The sequence below is a fragment of the Microbacterium sp. AC145 genome (assembly GCF_979258505.1).
In genome coordinates, this window is sequence record NZ_OZ409859.1 from 2,176,151 (window position 1) to 2,191,455 (window position 15,305).

The 15,305-nt window shown below is 67.6% G+C and carries 11 protein-coding genes; 5 read left to right on the forward strand and 6 right to left on the reverse strand.

Annotated features, from left to right (window positions below; genetic code table 11):
• Window positions 1–55: 55 nt before the first annotated feature.
• The 5 genes from ACZZZN_RS10580 (at window position 56) to ACZZZN_RS10600 (ending at window position 6,503) form a co-directional block, all read left to right on the forward strand.
• The gene (locus tag ACZZZN_RS10580) at window positions 56–1,021 is read left to right on the forward strand and encodes a carbohydrate ABC transporter permease (protein ID WP_463505110.1); all 966 of its coding nucleotides are present in this window, start codon (window positions 56–58) and stop codon (window positions 1,019–1,021) included.
• Window positions 1,021–1,908 (forward strand): carbohydrate ABC transporter permease, encoded by an 888-nt coding sequence (locus tag ACZZZN_RS10585; protein WP_463505111.1) that lies wholly within the window; start codon window positions 1,021–1,023, stop codon window positions 1,906–1,908. Before ACZZZN_RS10580 ends, ACZZZN_RS10585 begins: the two co-directional genes overlap by 1 nt.
• Window positions 1,908–4,157, forward strand: a complete 2,250-nt coding sequence (yicI, locus tag ACZZZN_RS10590) for an alpha-xylosidase (RefSeq protein WP_463505112.1) — start codon at window positions 1,908–1,910, stop codon at window positions 4,155–4,157. The genes ACZZZN_RS10585 and yicI overlap by 1 nt, the downstream gene beginning before the upstream one ends.
• 41 nt (window positions 4,158–4,198) lie before the next feature.
• Window positions 4,199–5,590, forward strand: a complete 1,392-nt coding sequence (locus ACZZZN_RS10595) for a GH1 family beta-glucosidase (RefSeq protein ID WP_463506586.1) — start codon at window positions 4,199–4,201, stop codon at window positions 5,588–5,590.
• A gap of 70 nt (window positions 5,591–5,660) precedes the next feature.
• Window positions 5,661–6,503 carry a MerR family transcriptional regulator gene (locus ACZZZN_RS10600; protein WP_463505113.1) on the forward strand — a complete coding sequence of 281 codons (843 nt, stop codon included), beginning with the start codon at window positions 5,661–5,663 and terminating at the stop codon, window positions 6,501–6,503.
• Here ACZZZN_RS10600 and ACZZZN_RS10605 read toward each other — a convergent pair.
• The 6 genes from ACZZZN_RS10605 to purH form a co-directional block, all read right to left on the reverse strand.
• Window positions 6,500–7,303, reverse strand: a complete 804-nt coding sequence (locus ACZZZN_RS10605) for a hypothetical protein (RefSeq protein WP_463505114.1) — start codon at window positions 7,301–7,303, stop codon at window positions 6,500–6,502. The two genes, ACZZZN_RS10600 and ACZZZN_RS10605, sit on opposite strands and share 4 nt — an antisense overlap.
• A gap of 120 nt (window positions 7,304–7,423) precedes the next feature.
• Window positions 7,424–9,238, reverse strand: coding sequence for an ABC transporter ATP-binding protein (locus ACZZZN_RS10610; protein ID WP_463505115.1), 1,815 nt, complete (start codon window positions 9,236–9,238; stop codon window positions 7,424–7,426).
• Complete coding sequence (locus ACZZZN_RS10615; protein ID WP_463505116.1) at window positions 9,235–11,187, reverse strand: ABC transporter ATP-binding protein; 1,953 nt, start codon at window positions 11,185–11,187, stop codon at window positions 9,235–9,237. The genes ACZZZN_RS10610 and ACZZZN_RS10615 overlap by 4 nt, the downstream gene beginning before the upstream one ends.
• 356 nt (window positions 11,188–11,543) lie before the next feature.
• Window positions 11,544–12,041: a methylated-DNA--[protein]-cysteine S-methyltransferase gene (locus ACZZZN_RS10620; RefSeq protein ID WP_463505117.1), complete on the reverse strand. Its 498-nt coding sequence runs from the start codon at window positions 12,039–12,041 to the stop codon at window positions 11,544–11,546.
• A complete protein-coding gene (locus ACZZZN_RS10625; RefSeq protein ID WP_463505118.1) occupies window positions 12,038–13,549 on the reverse strand; it encodes a DNA-3-methyladenine glycosylase 2 family protein in 1,512 nt (503 codons plus the stop codon). Before ACZZZN_RS10625 ends, ACZZZN_RS10620 begins: the two co-directional genes overlap by 4 nt.
• A 110-nt stretch (window positions 13,550–13,659) precedes the next feature.
• Window positions 13,660–15,267 carry a bifunctional phosphoribosylaminoimidazolecarboxamide formyltransferase/IMP cyclohydrolase gene (gene purH / locus ACZZZN_RS10630; protein ID WP_463505119.1) on the reverse strand — a complete coding sequence of 536 codons (1,608 nt, stop codon included), beginning with the start codon at window positions 15,265–15,267 and terminating at the stop codon, window positions 13,660–13,662.
• Between the last annotated feature and the right edge of the window lie 38 nt (window positions 15,268–15,305).

Genomic DNA, 15,305 nt, shown 5'->3' on the forward strand with positions numbered 1-15,305 from the left:
ACTCGCGGGGGCGGCGCACGGACCGCGTCGCCCCCGCATCCTCCTGGAGATGAACATGTCACTCGCCACCCGCCGCGAGGGCCGCACGAAGCTGCCGCCCGAAGAACCGTCGATCCCGCAACGCAGCGGCGGGACCGGCGCCTATTGGATCTACCTGCTCCCCGGCTTCGTGCTTCTGCTCGTCGTCGTCATCGTCCCGCTCATCTGGAACGTGTACCTCACCTTCACGAAGTGGAAGGGGGTGCGCACCCCGGAGTTCATCGGACTCGAGAACTGGCAGAAGATCCTCACCGACAGCGACTTCTGGACCTCTTTCACCAACTCCGTATGGATGATCATCGCGATGGTGGTCGTTCCCACGATCGTCGGGCTGATGGTCGCTGCCCTCCTGTTCGACGTCGTCGGTCGCAAGTTCGGCGGCAAGGTCGGCAGCTTCCTGCGAGCGACCTACTACCTTCCCCAGATCCTCCCGATCGCCGTCGCCGGCATCGTGATCGGCTGGATCGTGCGGCCGGGCGGCGACGGCGCATTGAACCAGATCCTCGGCTGGTTCGGCATCCCCGCCTACGACTGGCTGGGGCAGATGCCCTCGGCCCTGATCGTCCTGATGGTCGTCATGGTCTGGGTGCAGCTCGGATACCCCGTCGTCGTCTTCATGGCCGCGTTGCAGCGGGTCGACCCGGAACTCTACGAAGCCGCCGAACTCGACGGCGCCAACTGGTTCCAGCGCTTCTCGGCGATCACCATGAGCATCATCCGCCCCGAGATCTTCGTCGTCACCCTCACGTGCACGATCGCCGCTCTCAAGGTGTTCGGCCCCGTCTACATCATCACGCGCGGTGGCCCCGCAGGGGCGACCCTGGTGCCGGCCTACTACGCCTACCAGGAGTTCTTCACCAAGCGGAACGTCGGCTACGGCGCGACGATCGCCACCGTGCTCACGATCGTCGTGGTCATCGTGTCGATCATCTTCATCCGCGTGCAGAACTCGCTCGAACGCAAGGAAAGGGCAGGTCTGTGATGCACGCCACCACCGCCATCGTCACCGGCAAGCCGACGAAGACGCGCCCCCGCGGCGGGATGACCAAGAAGCGCCCCGTCGACTGGCTGATGCTCGCGCTCGTCGTCATCGGCGCGTTGCTCGTGATCGCGCCGTTCTACCTCGTGCTGGTCAACTCCTTCAAATCGCCCGTCGACTATGCGACATCAGGTCCGCTCGCGTTCCCCGAGACGCTCGACTTCGGCGGCATCACCAAGTTCTGGGAACGCGTCAACTTCCCGGAGAAGGTCTGGAACTCGATCTTCATCGCCGGCATCGTCTCGGTGCTCGCCGTGGTGATCTCGATGCTCAACGCCTTCGCGATCGGCATCGGTCGCGTGCGTGGTCGCAGCTGGATCGTGCTGCTCTTCCTGCTCGCGAACCTGCTGCCGCAGGAGGCGCTGCTCTACCCGCTGTACTACATGTTCAAGTCGGTCGGCCTGTACGACAACGTGTGGTCGGTCATCATCGTGTTCACCGTCATCCAGGCGGCGTTCGGAACGTACCTGCTCTCGTCGGTCTACGGCACGTTCCCGAAGGAGATCCTCGAGGCCGCATCGCTCGACGGCGCGAGCCGCTGGCAGATCCTCTGGCGGGTCGTCTTCCCGATCAGCCGCCCGACGCTGTCGGTGCTGCTCATCTTCTTCTTCATCTGGACGTGGAACGAGTTCCTCATCCCTCTGACGTTCCTCGCCTCGAACGCCAACCAGACCGTACCCGTCGCGATCAGCGTGCTGCAGGGCGACCGTCTGATGGACGTCACCACCACGAGCGCCTCCGCCCTGCTGGGCATCATCCCCACGCTCATCTTCTTCCTCATCTTCCAGCGCACACTCACGCGCGGCATCACGGCAGGAGCAGTCAAGTAATGAAGTTCACCGACGGGTTCTGGCAACTGCGTCCGGGCGTCACCGCGCTCTACGCGCAAGAGGCCTACGACATCGCCGAGACCGACGAGACCCCCGACGGGGTCGGCATCGTCATCACGGCACCCACCATCACGATCGCCAAGCGCGGCGACACCCTCAACCGCCCTGTGCTGACGACGACCGTCTCGTCGCCGGCGGAGGGTGTGATCCGGGTGCGCATCGGGCACCACGAGGGCGGGCACCGGCACAGCGGCTTCGGTCTTCCCGGCGCCGATGCCGGCACAGCGACGGCATCCGTGTCCGCCGACGGCGGCACCCTCGACGCGGGCACGCTGACCGCCCGGATCACGAAGGGAGCACCCTGGGATCTCGCGTTCGAGGTCGACGGACACCGGGTCACCGGCAGCGGTCACAAGTCGCAGGGATATGTGCGCCTCGCACCCGGTGCACAGGTCGACTCCGGCATCGTCGACAACGCCCGACAGGGCGGCTCGGGCGCGAGCGGATCGGTGCCGAGCGCATCGACCTTCGTGCACGAGCAGCTCGACCTCGGCGTCGGCGAGTTGATCTACGGACTCGGCGAGCGCTTTGGCCCGCTGGTGAAGAACGGGCAGACCGTCGACATCTGGAACGCCGACGGCGGCACCTCCAGCGAGCAGGCGTACAAGAGCATCCCGTTCCACCTGTCGAACCGCGGCTACGGCGTGCTCGTGAACGACCCGGGGCATGTCTCGTACGAGATCGGATCGGAATCCGTCGAACGGGTGCAGTTCTCGGTCTCGGGCGAGGTGCTCGAATACTTCGTGATCGCGGGACCGACGCCCAAGGAGGTGCTCGGACGCTACACGGCCCTCACCGGCCGACCGCCTGTGGTCCCGGCCTGGTCGTACGGTCTGTGGCTGTCGACGAGCTTCACCACCGACTACGACGAGCAGACCGTCAACTCGTTCATCGACGAGATGGCTGCCAGGGAGCTTCCGGTGTCGGTGTTCCACTTCGACTGCTTCTGGATGCGCGAGTTCAACTGGTGCGACTTCGAGTGGGATCCCCGCGTGTTCCCCGACCCCGAGGGAATGCTCTCCCGGCTGCACGAGAAGGACTTGCGGGTGTCGGTGTGGATCAATCCCTACATCGCCCAGCGCTCTCCCCTGTTCCGCGAAGCTGCCGATCAGGGCTTCCTCGTCCGACGCCCCGACGGCTCGGTCTGGCAGTGGGATCTCTGGCAGGCGGGGATGGGCCTCGTCGACTTCACGAACCCGGATGCCACGGCGTGGTACCAGGGACACCTGCGCCGCTTGGTGGCGCAGGGCGTCGACTGCTTCAAGACCGACTTCGGCGAACGCATCCCCACCGAGGTGGTGTGGGCCGACGGCTCGGATCCCGAGCGGATGCACAACCTGTACACCGACCTCTACAACCGTGCCGTGCATGACGTGCTGACCGAGGCGCGTGGAGCAGGCGACGCGGTGCTGTTCGCCCGCTCGGCCACCGCCGGCGGGCAGAGCATGCCCGTGCACTGGGGTGGCGACTCGACCTCGACCTATACGTCGATGGCCGAGACGCTGCGGGGCGGGCTCTCTCTGGCGTTGACCGGATTCGCTTTCTGGAGCCACGACATCGGTGGCTTCGAGGGCACCCCCGACGCCGGCGTCTTCAAGCGCTGGACGGCCTTCGGCCTGCTCGGCTCGCACTCGCGCTTCCATGGGTCGAGCTCGTACCGAGTGCCGTGGATGTTCGATGAGGAGGCGGTCGACGTGACGCGTCGATTCACGCACCTGAAGATGCGGCTCATGCCGTACCTGTACCAGCAGGGTCTGGATGCCGTGCAGACCGGACTGCCCCTGATGCGACCGATGCAGCTGGAGTTCCCGGACGATCCCGCTGTGGGACACCTGGACCGTCAGTACATGCTCGGCTCCAGCCTGCTGGTCGCTCCGGTGTTCAGCGCCGACGGCTCGGTGGAGTTCTATCTGCCCGAGGGCGAGTGGACCTCGCTGCTCACGGGCGAGACCGTCGCCGGCGGCGGATGGCGGCGCGAGACCCACGGCTACGACTCGCTGCCGCTGTACGTGCGCCCCGGAGCCGTGCTGCCCTGGGGCGCCCGCACCGATCGACCCGACTACGCCTACCACGACGGCCTGCAGCTGCGCGTCTTCCCGGGCAGCACGGGCACCGCCTCGGTGACGGTCACCGATCCAGACGGCGACGCGAGGGTGTACACCGTCGAGCTGGCGGAGGTGACCGGGTGACGCTCCTCTCCCCCGCCGGCGACTACCGAGGCACCGGCCTGATGCTGCCGGAGAGTTTCACGTTCGGGTCGGCGACCGCGTCGTACCAGATCGAGGGTGCCGCCGCCGAAGACGGCCGAACGCCGTCGATCTGGGACACGTTCAGCAAGACCCCCGGCAGGGTGTGGAACGGCGACACGGGTGACGTCGCATGCGACCACTACCACCGAGTCGAGCAGGACCTCGATCTCATGAGCGACCTCGGCCTTGAGGCCTACCGGTTCTCGATCGCGTGGCCGCGGATCGTCCCCACCGCCGAGGGAGCACCGAATCAGGCGGGGATCGGCTTCTACTCACGGCTGGTCGACGGCCTGCTCGCGCGCGGCATCCGTCCCGTGGCGACGCTCTACCACTGGGACCTGCCGCAGTATCTGGAGGATGCGGGAGGGTGGACCTCGCGCAGCACGACGGATGCGTTCGAGCGATACGCCGAGGTGATGGGCGCGGCGCTCGGTGACCGTGTGCACACGTGGACGACCCTCAACGAGCCTTGGTGCTCGGCGTACCTGGGCTACGGTCAGGGCGGTCATGCCCCCGGGCGCCATGAGCCCGCGTCGGCTCTTGCGGCTGTGCATCACCTCAATCTCGCGCATGGTCGCGCGGTGCAGGCGCTGCGGGCGACCTCGACCGGAGACCCCGACTACTCCGTCACCCTCAACTTCCATGTGCTGCGCGGACAGGGTGATGGCGCCGCCGAGGCGACCCGCCGAATAGACGCGCTCGCGAACCGCGCGTTCACGCATCCGATGCTGCGCGGCGAGTACCCGGCGGATCTGCTCGACGACACCTCGTCGGTGACTGACTGGTCGTTCGTGCGCGAGGGCGACCTCGAGACCGTGCACCAGCCGATCGACGTGTTGGGGGTGAACTACTACTCCACCGCGACCGTGCGTCTGTGGGACGGGGTCACGGAGAAGCAGCAGAACGACGGCCACAAGGGCACCACGGGTGGCACCGCCTGGCCGGGCAGTGACCAGTTGGTCGAGTTCGTCGAGCAGCCCGGTCCCTACACGGCGATGGGCTGGAACATCGCACCCGAGGGTCTGGAGGAGCTGCTCGTCTCGCTGTCGGAGCAGTTCCCCGAACAGCCGCTGATGGTGACCGAGAACGGCGCGGCCTTCGACGACGCGGTCTCGGACGACGGTTCGGTGCACGACCCCGAGCGCACCGACTACCTGCGGCGCCACTTCACCGCCGCGCACCGCGCCCTGCAGCGCGGAGTCGACCTGCGCGGCTACTTCGTGTGGTCTCTGCTCGACAACTTCGAGTGGGGATACGGCTACGCCAAGCGATTCGGCATCGTGCGCGTCGACTTCGACACCCTCGAGCGCACGGTGAAGGACTCCGGGCACTGGTATCGAGAGCTCGTGCGCACGCGGACGATCGAGGCCTGATCCGCGCGGATTCGAGTGTGTGCTGGCACGGTGTTGACTCTGACACCGTGTCAGACACCACGATGTAGTCATGGCCGAGACCACGAATCTCATGACGATCGGCCGGTTCAGCTCGCTGAGCCGGCTGTCGGTGCGGATGCTGCGCCACTACGACTCACACGGAGTCCTGGTGCCCGCTGACATCGACCCGGCAAGCGGGTACCGGCGCTACGCCGCGTATCAGCTGAACGACGCAGCCGACATCCGCAATCTGCGCGATGTCGGCTTCGGCGTCTCCGCCATCGGCATCCTCCTCGCCGCCCGCGGCACCCCGGCATGGACTCAGGCGCTGCGGCTGCAGCACGAGAGCCTCGTCGAGGAGCAGAACGCGGCCCAGGGACGGGTATCACTCATCACCCGACTACTCGAACAAGGAGACGACACCATGTCGATGACCCTCAACCGCACGACCATCCCCGCAATGACCGTCGTGGCGCTCCGCGGCACCGTTCCGACCTACTCGCACGAAGCGCTGCTGTGGGAGAGGATGATGCCGCTGCTCGCCGCGGCATCCATCGAGCCTGCCGGCCCCTGCGGCGTGATCGAGCACGACGACCAGTTCACCGAGAACGACGTCGATCTGTCGATCTTCGTCCCCGTCGCCGTCGGCACCCGAGTCGACGCCCCGCTGGAGATCATCGATCTTCCGGAGCGCGACTGCCTCGTGGCCGAGGTGCTCGGCTCGTACGACCAGATCGGCGCGGCCCACGATCTCATCAATGAGCGCATCGCAGCAGAGGGGCTGAGCGTGAGCGACGCAGGCTCCATCACCGGCAAGGCGTTCAACCTCTACCTGAAGACTCCTGACGAAGTCAGCGAGGACGAGCTGGTCACCCGGGTGTACGAGCCGCTGTCGCAGCGGCAGGGCAGTTAGCGGCGGTCGGGCTTCTTGCGGTCGTTCCACGCGGCGAACGCGGATGCGGCAGCACCCGCAGCGCGATCGATCGCCTCCGTCGACCGCGTGATGAGGTCGTGAGCGGCGTCCTGCCAGGCCGCCGATGACTGCGGAGCCTCACCCGCCTGCACCCTCGCGGAATGCTCGGCGGCTTCGAAGGCGCGCTCGAGAGCTGCGACCGCATCGCGGTAGGCGGCGAAATCGGGAGCGCTGACGCGCCCTGCGGCTGCCCTGCGCGTCTCGACCGCGTGCGCTGCCGCCCGGAGGTACTCCGCGGTGGCCGGTTGCTTGACATCGGTCATCGCGGGGTACGCGATCTGCAGACCCGGATCGGTCTCGTAGTTCATCCAGCGCACCACGATCGCCTCATGCTCAGCCTGCAGCCGTTCCAGAGGACGCGGGGCGGATGCCGGGGGAATCGCTGCGCGTGCCGCATTGAGTCGCACCTGCTTGGATCGGACGTCCGCCGCGGCGGCCTTGGCGTCGTTCTCCTTGGCCCGGAGCATCCTTCTGGCACCTGCGACCTGCTCGGGCGACGCCCGCCGTGCGCTGCGTTCGGCCGAGATGCGGGCGACGTCGGCTCTGGCGAGCTTCACGGCCATGCGTCGTTCGACGACCGCCTGCTGTGCCGCCTTGAGGTCGTGTCGAGCCGCGTCGTATTCGAGTCGACGCCCGCTCCTCGTGCTGCGACGGCGCAACCCGACCGCACTCGCGACGGCCCCACCGGCGGCGACGGGCGCGATCCACCACAACTCGACGGCGAGCATGAGCGGATCCATACCTCGATGCTACCCACGCTCGCACGCCTCCGCTCCGTCCCAGTCCAGAACGACCGAGGCCACGACCGGTGATCGATCGTGGCCTCGATGTTCAGGCGATCGGCCCGGAGGCCGACGTGCTCACACCAGTGTCTCCTGCCACGCTGCGTGCAGCTGCGCGAACTTGCCGGTTCCGTTGATGAGAGTCTCCGGAGTGTCGTCCTCGATGATCCTGCCGTGCTCCATCACCAGCACCCGATCGGCGATCGCGACCGTCGAGAGGCGGTGAGCGATGATGATCGCCGTGCGGTCCTTGAGCAGGGTCTGCAGAGCATCCTGGATCAGGCGTTCCGAGGGGATGTCGAGCGAGGCCGTGGCCTCGTCGAGGATCAGCACGGCGGGATCCGCGAGGAAGGCGCGCGCGAACGAGATCAGCTGACGCTGACCGGCCGACACGCGGCCACCCCGCTTGTTGACGTCGGTGCCGTAGCCGTCGGGCAGCGAGGAGATGAACGCGTCGGCGCCGACCGCGCGCGCCGCCGCCCTGATCTCGTCGAGCGACGCGTCGGGCTTGCCGAGCGCGATGTTGTCGGCGACGGTTCCGCTGAAGAGGTAGGCCTCCTGCGTCACCATCACGATCGCGCGGCGGAGGTCCTTCGGATGCAGCTTGCGCAGGTCGACCCCGTCGAGGGTCACCTGTCCGGCTGACGGATCGTAGAAGCGCGAGATCAGCTTCGCCAGAGTCGACTTGCCCGCGCCGGTCGTGCCGACCAGGGCTATCGTCTGGCCGGCCGGGATGTCGAGCGAGAAGTTCGGGAGGATCGTCTTCTCCCCGTTGTACCCGAAGGTCACCTCGTCGAATTCGATGTGCCCGCGCGACTCCCACAGGTCGACCGGCTTCTCGGGGTCGGGAACCGTCGGGACCTCCTCGAGCACGCCCGACACCTTCTCGAGTGCCGCGGTGGCCGACTGATAGGAGTTGAGGAACATCGCGATCTCCTGCATCGGCGCGAAGAAGTTGCGCACGTACAGCACAGCAGACAGAAGAACACCGACGGTGAGAGCACCCTCTGACACGCGGATGCCGCCCCACAGCACGACGATGCCGAGCACGAGGGCTGCGACACCCATCAGTCCGGGTTCGAACGTGCCGAACAGCAGCATCGAACGGCGGTTGACGTCGCGGTACTCGCCGGCTATCTTCTGGAACGCCGCATCGTTGCGCGGCTCCTTGCGGAAGGCCTTGACCGCGCGGATACCCGTCATGGTCTCCACGAACTGCACGATCACCTTGGCACTGATGACGCGGGACTCGCGGTAGACGAGCTGCGATCGCGAGTAGAACCAGCGCATCAGGAAGAACAGCGGAATCCCGCCGATCGCCAGGATGAGCCCCGACTGCCAGTCCCAGATGCACAGGGCGATGAAGGTGAACACTCCGAAGAGCACACCGGAGACGAGCTCGTTCAGCCCGCCGTCGAGCAGTTCCTTGATCGAATCGAGGTCGCTCGTCTGTCGCGAGATGATGCGCCCCGACGTGTACGACTCATGGAATTCGAGGCTGAGGCGCTGCGTGTGCAGGAAGATCCGCTTGCGGAGGTCGAGCAGCACGGCCTGCGTGAGCTTGGCCGCGATGATCACGTACCAGGCGATCATGACCGCGGCGACCGCACCCGCGAGCAGGTAGACACCGCCGATCATGAAGGTCGGCATCCAGTCCGCGCGCTCGAGAACGGCGGGCAGGGCTCGGTCGAGCCCCATGCTGATGAGGATGGGGCCGGCGACCTGCAGCGCGGTCGAGATCACGAGCACCACTGCGGCGAGCGCGATCTGCCGCTTCAACGGGCGGACGAGCGAGCCCAGGAGCCGCAGCGAGCGGCGCCGGATCGCACGGCTCTCCTCCTTGGTGTACCGGGAGCGGTCTTCATCCTGGGTTCCGGTGATGGCGGAGCTCATCGCTGCACCTCGCTCTCTACGTCGATGGGGGTTGCCGAGCCTGCAGACGCCTCGTCTGCGGCGTTCTCGCGGATGCCGTCGCGGACGGTGTCGGCGATCTCCTCCTGCTCATCGCGGATGATCGGGATCGCACCGGTGCGCGCGGCCTCCTCAGCCTCGAGGCTGGAGATGACGTGCCGATAGTGCCGGCTCGTCTTGAGCAGTTCACTGTGGGTGCCGACCGCGGTGACGCGTCCGGCTTCGAGCAGCGCGACGCGGTCGGCGAGTGCCACCGTCGACGGCCGGTGCGCGACGATCATCGCCGTGGTGTCGGCGAGCACGTGTCGCAGCGCCTCTTCGACGAGCGCCTCGGTGTCGACATCGAGCGCCGAGAGGGGGTCGTCGAGCACGAGCACCTTCGGATTCGCGGCGACGGCGCGGGCGAGAGCCAGACGCTGGCGCTGGCCACCGGAGAGGCTCAGCCCCTCCTCGCCGATGATCGTCTCCACGCCCTCGGGAAGCGAATCCACGAACGCGGCCTGCGCCACACCGAGCGCCTCGCGCAGCACGCGCTCCGCCTCGTCGCTGTGCACGTCGAGGTCGGCGCGACCGAGCAGCACGTTCTCGCGCACGGTTGCCGAGAAAAGCGTCGCGTCTTCGAAGGCCATGGCGATGTGCTGCCGCAGTTCGGCGAGCGGAAGGTCGCGCACGTCGACACCGTCGAGTGTGACGCGACCGCCGGTGACGTCGTACAGACGGGTCGGCAGAGTGGTCAACGTGGTCTTACCGCTGCCGGTCAGACCGACCAGCGCCATGGTCTCACCGGGCCGCAGCACCAGGTCGATGCCGTCGAGCAGATCGCGCTCGTGCGCCCCCGCGTCCTGGTAGCGGAAGTGCGCACCCTCGAAGGCGAGCTCACCGCGGGGCTCCGCGATGTGCACCGGGTTCTCGGGGTCTGTGATGGAGTTCGTCTCGGAGTAGATGTCGAACACACGATCGGTCGCCGTGCGTGCATCGAGCATGAACGAGAACAGGAAGCCGATCGACTCGATCGGCCACCGCAGCACCACGGCCATCGCGAAGAAGGCGAACAGCTGCGCCTGATCGATCTCGCCCTGCGAGATGAGCCAGATGCCCGACATCAGGCTGAGGCCGAAGGCGATCTGCGGCATGAGGTCGAGCCAGAACCAGATGGACGCGATCGCGCCGGCCTTGCTCATCTCGGTCTCGCGCAGCGTCTCGGCCTGGCGGCTGAACCGGCTGAGCGCGTGCTTGCCACGGCCGAAGGCCTTGAGCACGCGGATGCCGTGCACGCTCTCCTCGACGCTGGTCGCGAGGTCGCCGGCCTGATCCTGACTCCGACGCGTCAACGCCCCGTAGCGCTTCTCGAACAGGTAGCCGCGCACCCACAGCGGGATCGCGGTGACGATGAAGATCACGCCGAGCAGCCAGTGCCAGCGGAACAGCAGCACGGAGCCGATGATGATGGTCAGGACGTTGACGACGAGCAGCACGAGGCCGAAAGCGAGCCACCGACGGATCAGGCCGATGTCCTGCATCATGCGGCTCAGCAGCTGACCCGACTGCCAGCGGTCGTGGAACGAGACCGGAAGGGTCTGCAGGCGCGAGTAGAGCTCGGTGCGCATCTTGTACTCGACCTGGGTGGCCGGGTTGAGCACGAACTGACGGCGCAGCCACACCATCAGGGCCTCACCGAGGGCGAGGCCGAAGACGGCGAGGGCACCCCAGGCGATGCCCTCGAGCGCGCCGGCCTGAACCGGTCCGCGGATGATCTGCTCGAGCACGATCGGGATCATCAGGGCGATGATCGCCGCCACGAGCGCGCTGGCGGCGCCTCCGGCGAGTCGCCAGATGACGGGCTTCACGAACGGCTTGAGGCGCCACAGTGCGGCCGGCGTGGAGAGGGAGGAAGACGGGGAGGCGTTCTGCGATGAAGGCGAGGAAGACATGTCTCTCAGACGAGTTTCGTATGGGTAAGCGGTTGCTGACGGAGGCGGACGCAGCGAAGGACTCTCGGAGTCCGGCATCCGGCGAGGTCGTGCGTGTCGGAAAGTGGCTCTAGCGGAGCGGGCGCACCGGGGTCGAGCCGAGAGCGGCGATCTGCACAGCGGCGATCGATGTCATGGTGTCCTCCTCAGGGGCTCGGCGGCGTCGTCCGGTCGGTGCGACAGCCCACCAGCCTATTCCTGTGAACCAGCTGAGCACAAGAGAGATTCCCGATTCGCTGATTCTGCTCGCGGACGGGCAACGAGTCTCCGCTCGGACGGGCAACGAGTCTCCGCTCGGACGGGCAACGAGTCTCCGATCAGACGGACGCCGATTCGCGCGCCAGAAGCCGCTCTTTGACGTCGAGCCCCCAGGCGAATCCGCCGAGGGTGCCGTCCGTGCGCAGCACGCGGTGGCACGGCACGAACAGGGCCGGCGCATTGCGCGCGCAGATCGACGCCGCCGCGCGCACCGCCCGCGGGTTGCCGAGCCGCGCCGCGAACGAGGTGTAGGTCAGAGGCTCCCCCGGCGTGATCTCACGCAGGGCCGACCATCCGGCCAGCTGCAGCGCCGTGCCCGTCTGCTCCACGGCGACCGAATCGATCGCCGACAGGTCTCCGGCGTAGAAAGCGCGCACCGCCCCCGCGGCCTCCGTCTCACGCTCCACGAGGTTCGCCGGTCGCACGGCCGCGGCGAGACGCCCGACGATCGCCGACTGATCGTCGGTCCACCCCGAGGCGAGCACACGTTCCCGGTCGTCCGACAGGATCGTGAAAGCGCCGTCCGGAGTATCGAGGGTCTGGATGAGGGCGGTCATGAGTTCTCCTTCGAGACGGTCGACGTGATCGTGACCGTGGTTGCGATCTTCTTCGTACGGGTCGGTCGCAGCGGTGCAGCGCGCCACAGGTGCGCGCTGAGGTAACTGCGCCACGGGGCTGCCCGCTCCGCCCAGGCCACCAGTGGCACAGGGTCGCCGGGGAGTCCTGAGGCCGCGGCGCCCGCCCGCAGTGCGACGTCGCCGGGGAGCAGGATGTCGGGGTCGCCGAGCACGCGCATCCGCACATAGTCGGCCGTCCAGGGGCCGATGCCGGGCATCGCGAGCAGTGCCGCACGCTGCTCGGCCCCATCGTCTCCGACGGTGAGGCGAAGCGAACCGTCTGCGAGCGCCGAGGCGGCTCCGACGATCGCACGGATGCGAGCCCCGGGACCGCGCAACACCTCGGCACCATGCTCTGCGATCGCCGACATCGTCGGGAACAGCGATCCGTGCTCGGTCCGCTCCCCCAGCGCCTCGGTGAGTGCCGTGAGCGCGGTGCGAGCGGCGACGACCGTGATCTGCTGCCCGATCATCGCGCGGATCAGCATCTCGTGCGGATCCGCCGAGCCGGGCACCCGGATACCGGACGTGGCGGCCACGAGCGGGGCGAGCTCGGGGTGCGAGCTCAATGCCTGGTCGACGGCGAGTGGGTCGGCGTCGAGATCGAAGATGCGCCGGACGGTCGAGACCAACGGCGCCAGGTCGCCGAGCTGCGCGACTCGTGCGCGGAGATGGAGCCGCTCTGTCGCATCCTGACTCACCTCGAACCAGGCGGGGCCACCGGCCATCCGCAGGTGTCTCGAGAACGACGTGGTCGTGGCCTCCTCGACTCCGGACACCGCGCGAGCGGCCATCCATCGGAAGATCCCCGAGACGTCGAGCGGCGCGCGATACGGCAGGACGAGGTCGATCACGCCAGGAGCGGCGGACGCCGGTGTGCGCCGACGTGCCCTGATCTCGCCGGGGGTGAGTTCGAACACCTCCCGGATCGTGTCGTTGCACTGCCGGATGCTCGCGAATCCGGCTGAGAAGGCGACGTCAGAGATCGGCATGTCGGTGCCGACGAGCAGCATCCGGGCGGTGTGCGCGCGGTGTGCGCGCGCAAGTGCGAGGGGTCCCGCGCCGAGCTCGGTCGACAGCAGCCTGGTGAGATGCCGCGTGGAGTATCCGAGACGGGCGGCGAGCCCCGAGACCCCGTCGCGCTCGACCACACCCGAGGCGATGAGTCGCATCGCGCGGGCGGCGACGTCGCTGCGCAGATCCCACGCCGGTGAACCGGGAGCGGCTTCGGGAAGACAGCGTTTGCACGCGCGGTATCCCGCCTCGTGGGCCGCGGCGCTGGTCGGATAGAACGTGACGTTCTGAGGCTTGGGGGTGCGTGCGGGGCAGCTCGGTCGGCAGTAGATGCCGGTCGAGCGCACGGCCGTCACGAACTGTCCGTCGAAGCGCGTGTCCCGCGCGTTGATCGCGCGGTACCGCTCATCGAAGTCGGTCACCGGGAAGCTCATGCCTCCACTCTGTCACGCGCCTCCGACACCGACTGGCGGAAATCGGACATGGCTGTGGCCACCGACGATGTCGGTGGCCACAGCCATGAGATTCGAGCAGGTCTCCCCGATCAGTGGAAGAAGTGACGCTCTCCGGTGAAGAACATCGTGACGCCGGCCTTGCGCGCAGCATCCACGACCTCTTCATCGCGAACCGAACCACCGGGCTGCACGATCGCCTTCACGCCCGCATCGATGAGCACCTGGGCGCCGTCCGCGAACGGGAAGAACGCGTCGGAGGCCGCGACCGAACCGGTGGCACGCTCACCGGCGCGCTCGACCGCGAGGCGGCACGAGTCGACGCGATTGACCTGGCCCATGCCGACGCCGACCGTGGCGTTGTCCTTCGCGAGCACGATCGCGTTCGACTTCACAGCGCGGCAGGCCTTCCACGCGAAGATGAGGTTCTCCATCTCCTCGTCGCTCGGACGTTCGCCCGAGACGAGCTCCCAGTTCTTCGCGACCGACACGATGTCGTCGGGGAAGCGATCGGCATCCTGCAGCAGCAGGCCGCCGGATACCAGACGCACGTCCATGCGCTCCTGCTGCCAGTCCTCGGGCAGCTGCAGCAGACGCAGGTTCTTCTTCGCCTTGAAGACCTCGAGGGCCGCCGGCTCGAACGACGGCGCGACGATGACCTCGGTGAAGATGTCCTTCAGGTTCTCGGCCATCTTGAGCGTCACGGTGCCGTTCGCGGCGATGACTCCGCCGTACGCCGACACCGGGTCGCACTCGTGGGCACGGATGTGCGCGCTCGCGATCGGGTCGAGGGCATTGGGCGCGGTGGTCGCGATACCGCACGGGTTCGCGTGCTTGATGATCGCGACGGCGGGCTTGACCATGTCGTAGGCGGCGCGCAGCGCGGCATCCGCATCGACGTAGTTGTTGTACGACATCTCCTTGCCCTGCAGCTGCGTCGCCTGGGCGATGCCGTGACCGCCGACGCGGGTGTAGATCGCGCCGCGCTGGTGCGAGTTCTCGCCGTAGCGCAGCGTGGCGAGGCGCTCGGCCTGGATCGTGAGGTGCGTGGGCAGATCCTCGCCGTCACCCAGCGTGCCTTCGGCGAACCAGGCTGCGACCGCGGTGTCGTAGGCGGCCGTGTGCGCGAACGCGCGTGCTGCGAGCTCACGGCGCTGCGTCAGCGTGGTGCCACCGCTCTCGATCGCGCTGATGATGCCGGGGTACGACTGCGGCGACACGACGATCGCGACGTTCGCGTGGTTCTTGGCCGCGGCACGCACCATGGCGGGGCCGCCGATGTCGATCTGCTCGACGACGTCGTCGCCCTCAGCTCCCGAGGCGACCGTCTCGACGAACGGGTAGAGGTTCACGACGACCAGCTCGAACGGAGCGATGTCGAGGTCGGCGAGCTGGCGCTCGTGGTCCTCGAGGCGAAGGTCGGCGAGCAGACCGCCGTGGATCTTCGGGTGCAGCGTCTTCACGCGGCCGTCGAGCATCTCGGCGACACCGGTGACGGCGGCGACGTCGGTCACCTCGAACCCGGCCTCGCGGATGGTCGACGCGGTCGAACCGGTCGAGACGATCTGCACGCCCGCCTCGGAGAGCGACTTGGCGAGCACGAGCAGATCGGTCTTGTCGCTGACCGAGACGAGTGCGCGGCGCACCGGGACGGTGTCGCGATCGCGGTACAGCGAGTGGTCGTGGCGGGGGCCGGCCATGATGGGCTCCTTCGTGCGAGGGTGGCGTGCGTGAATGT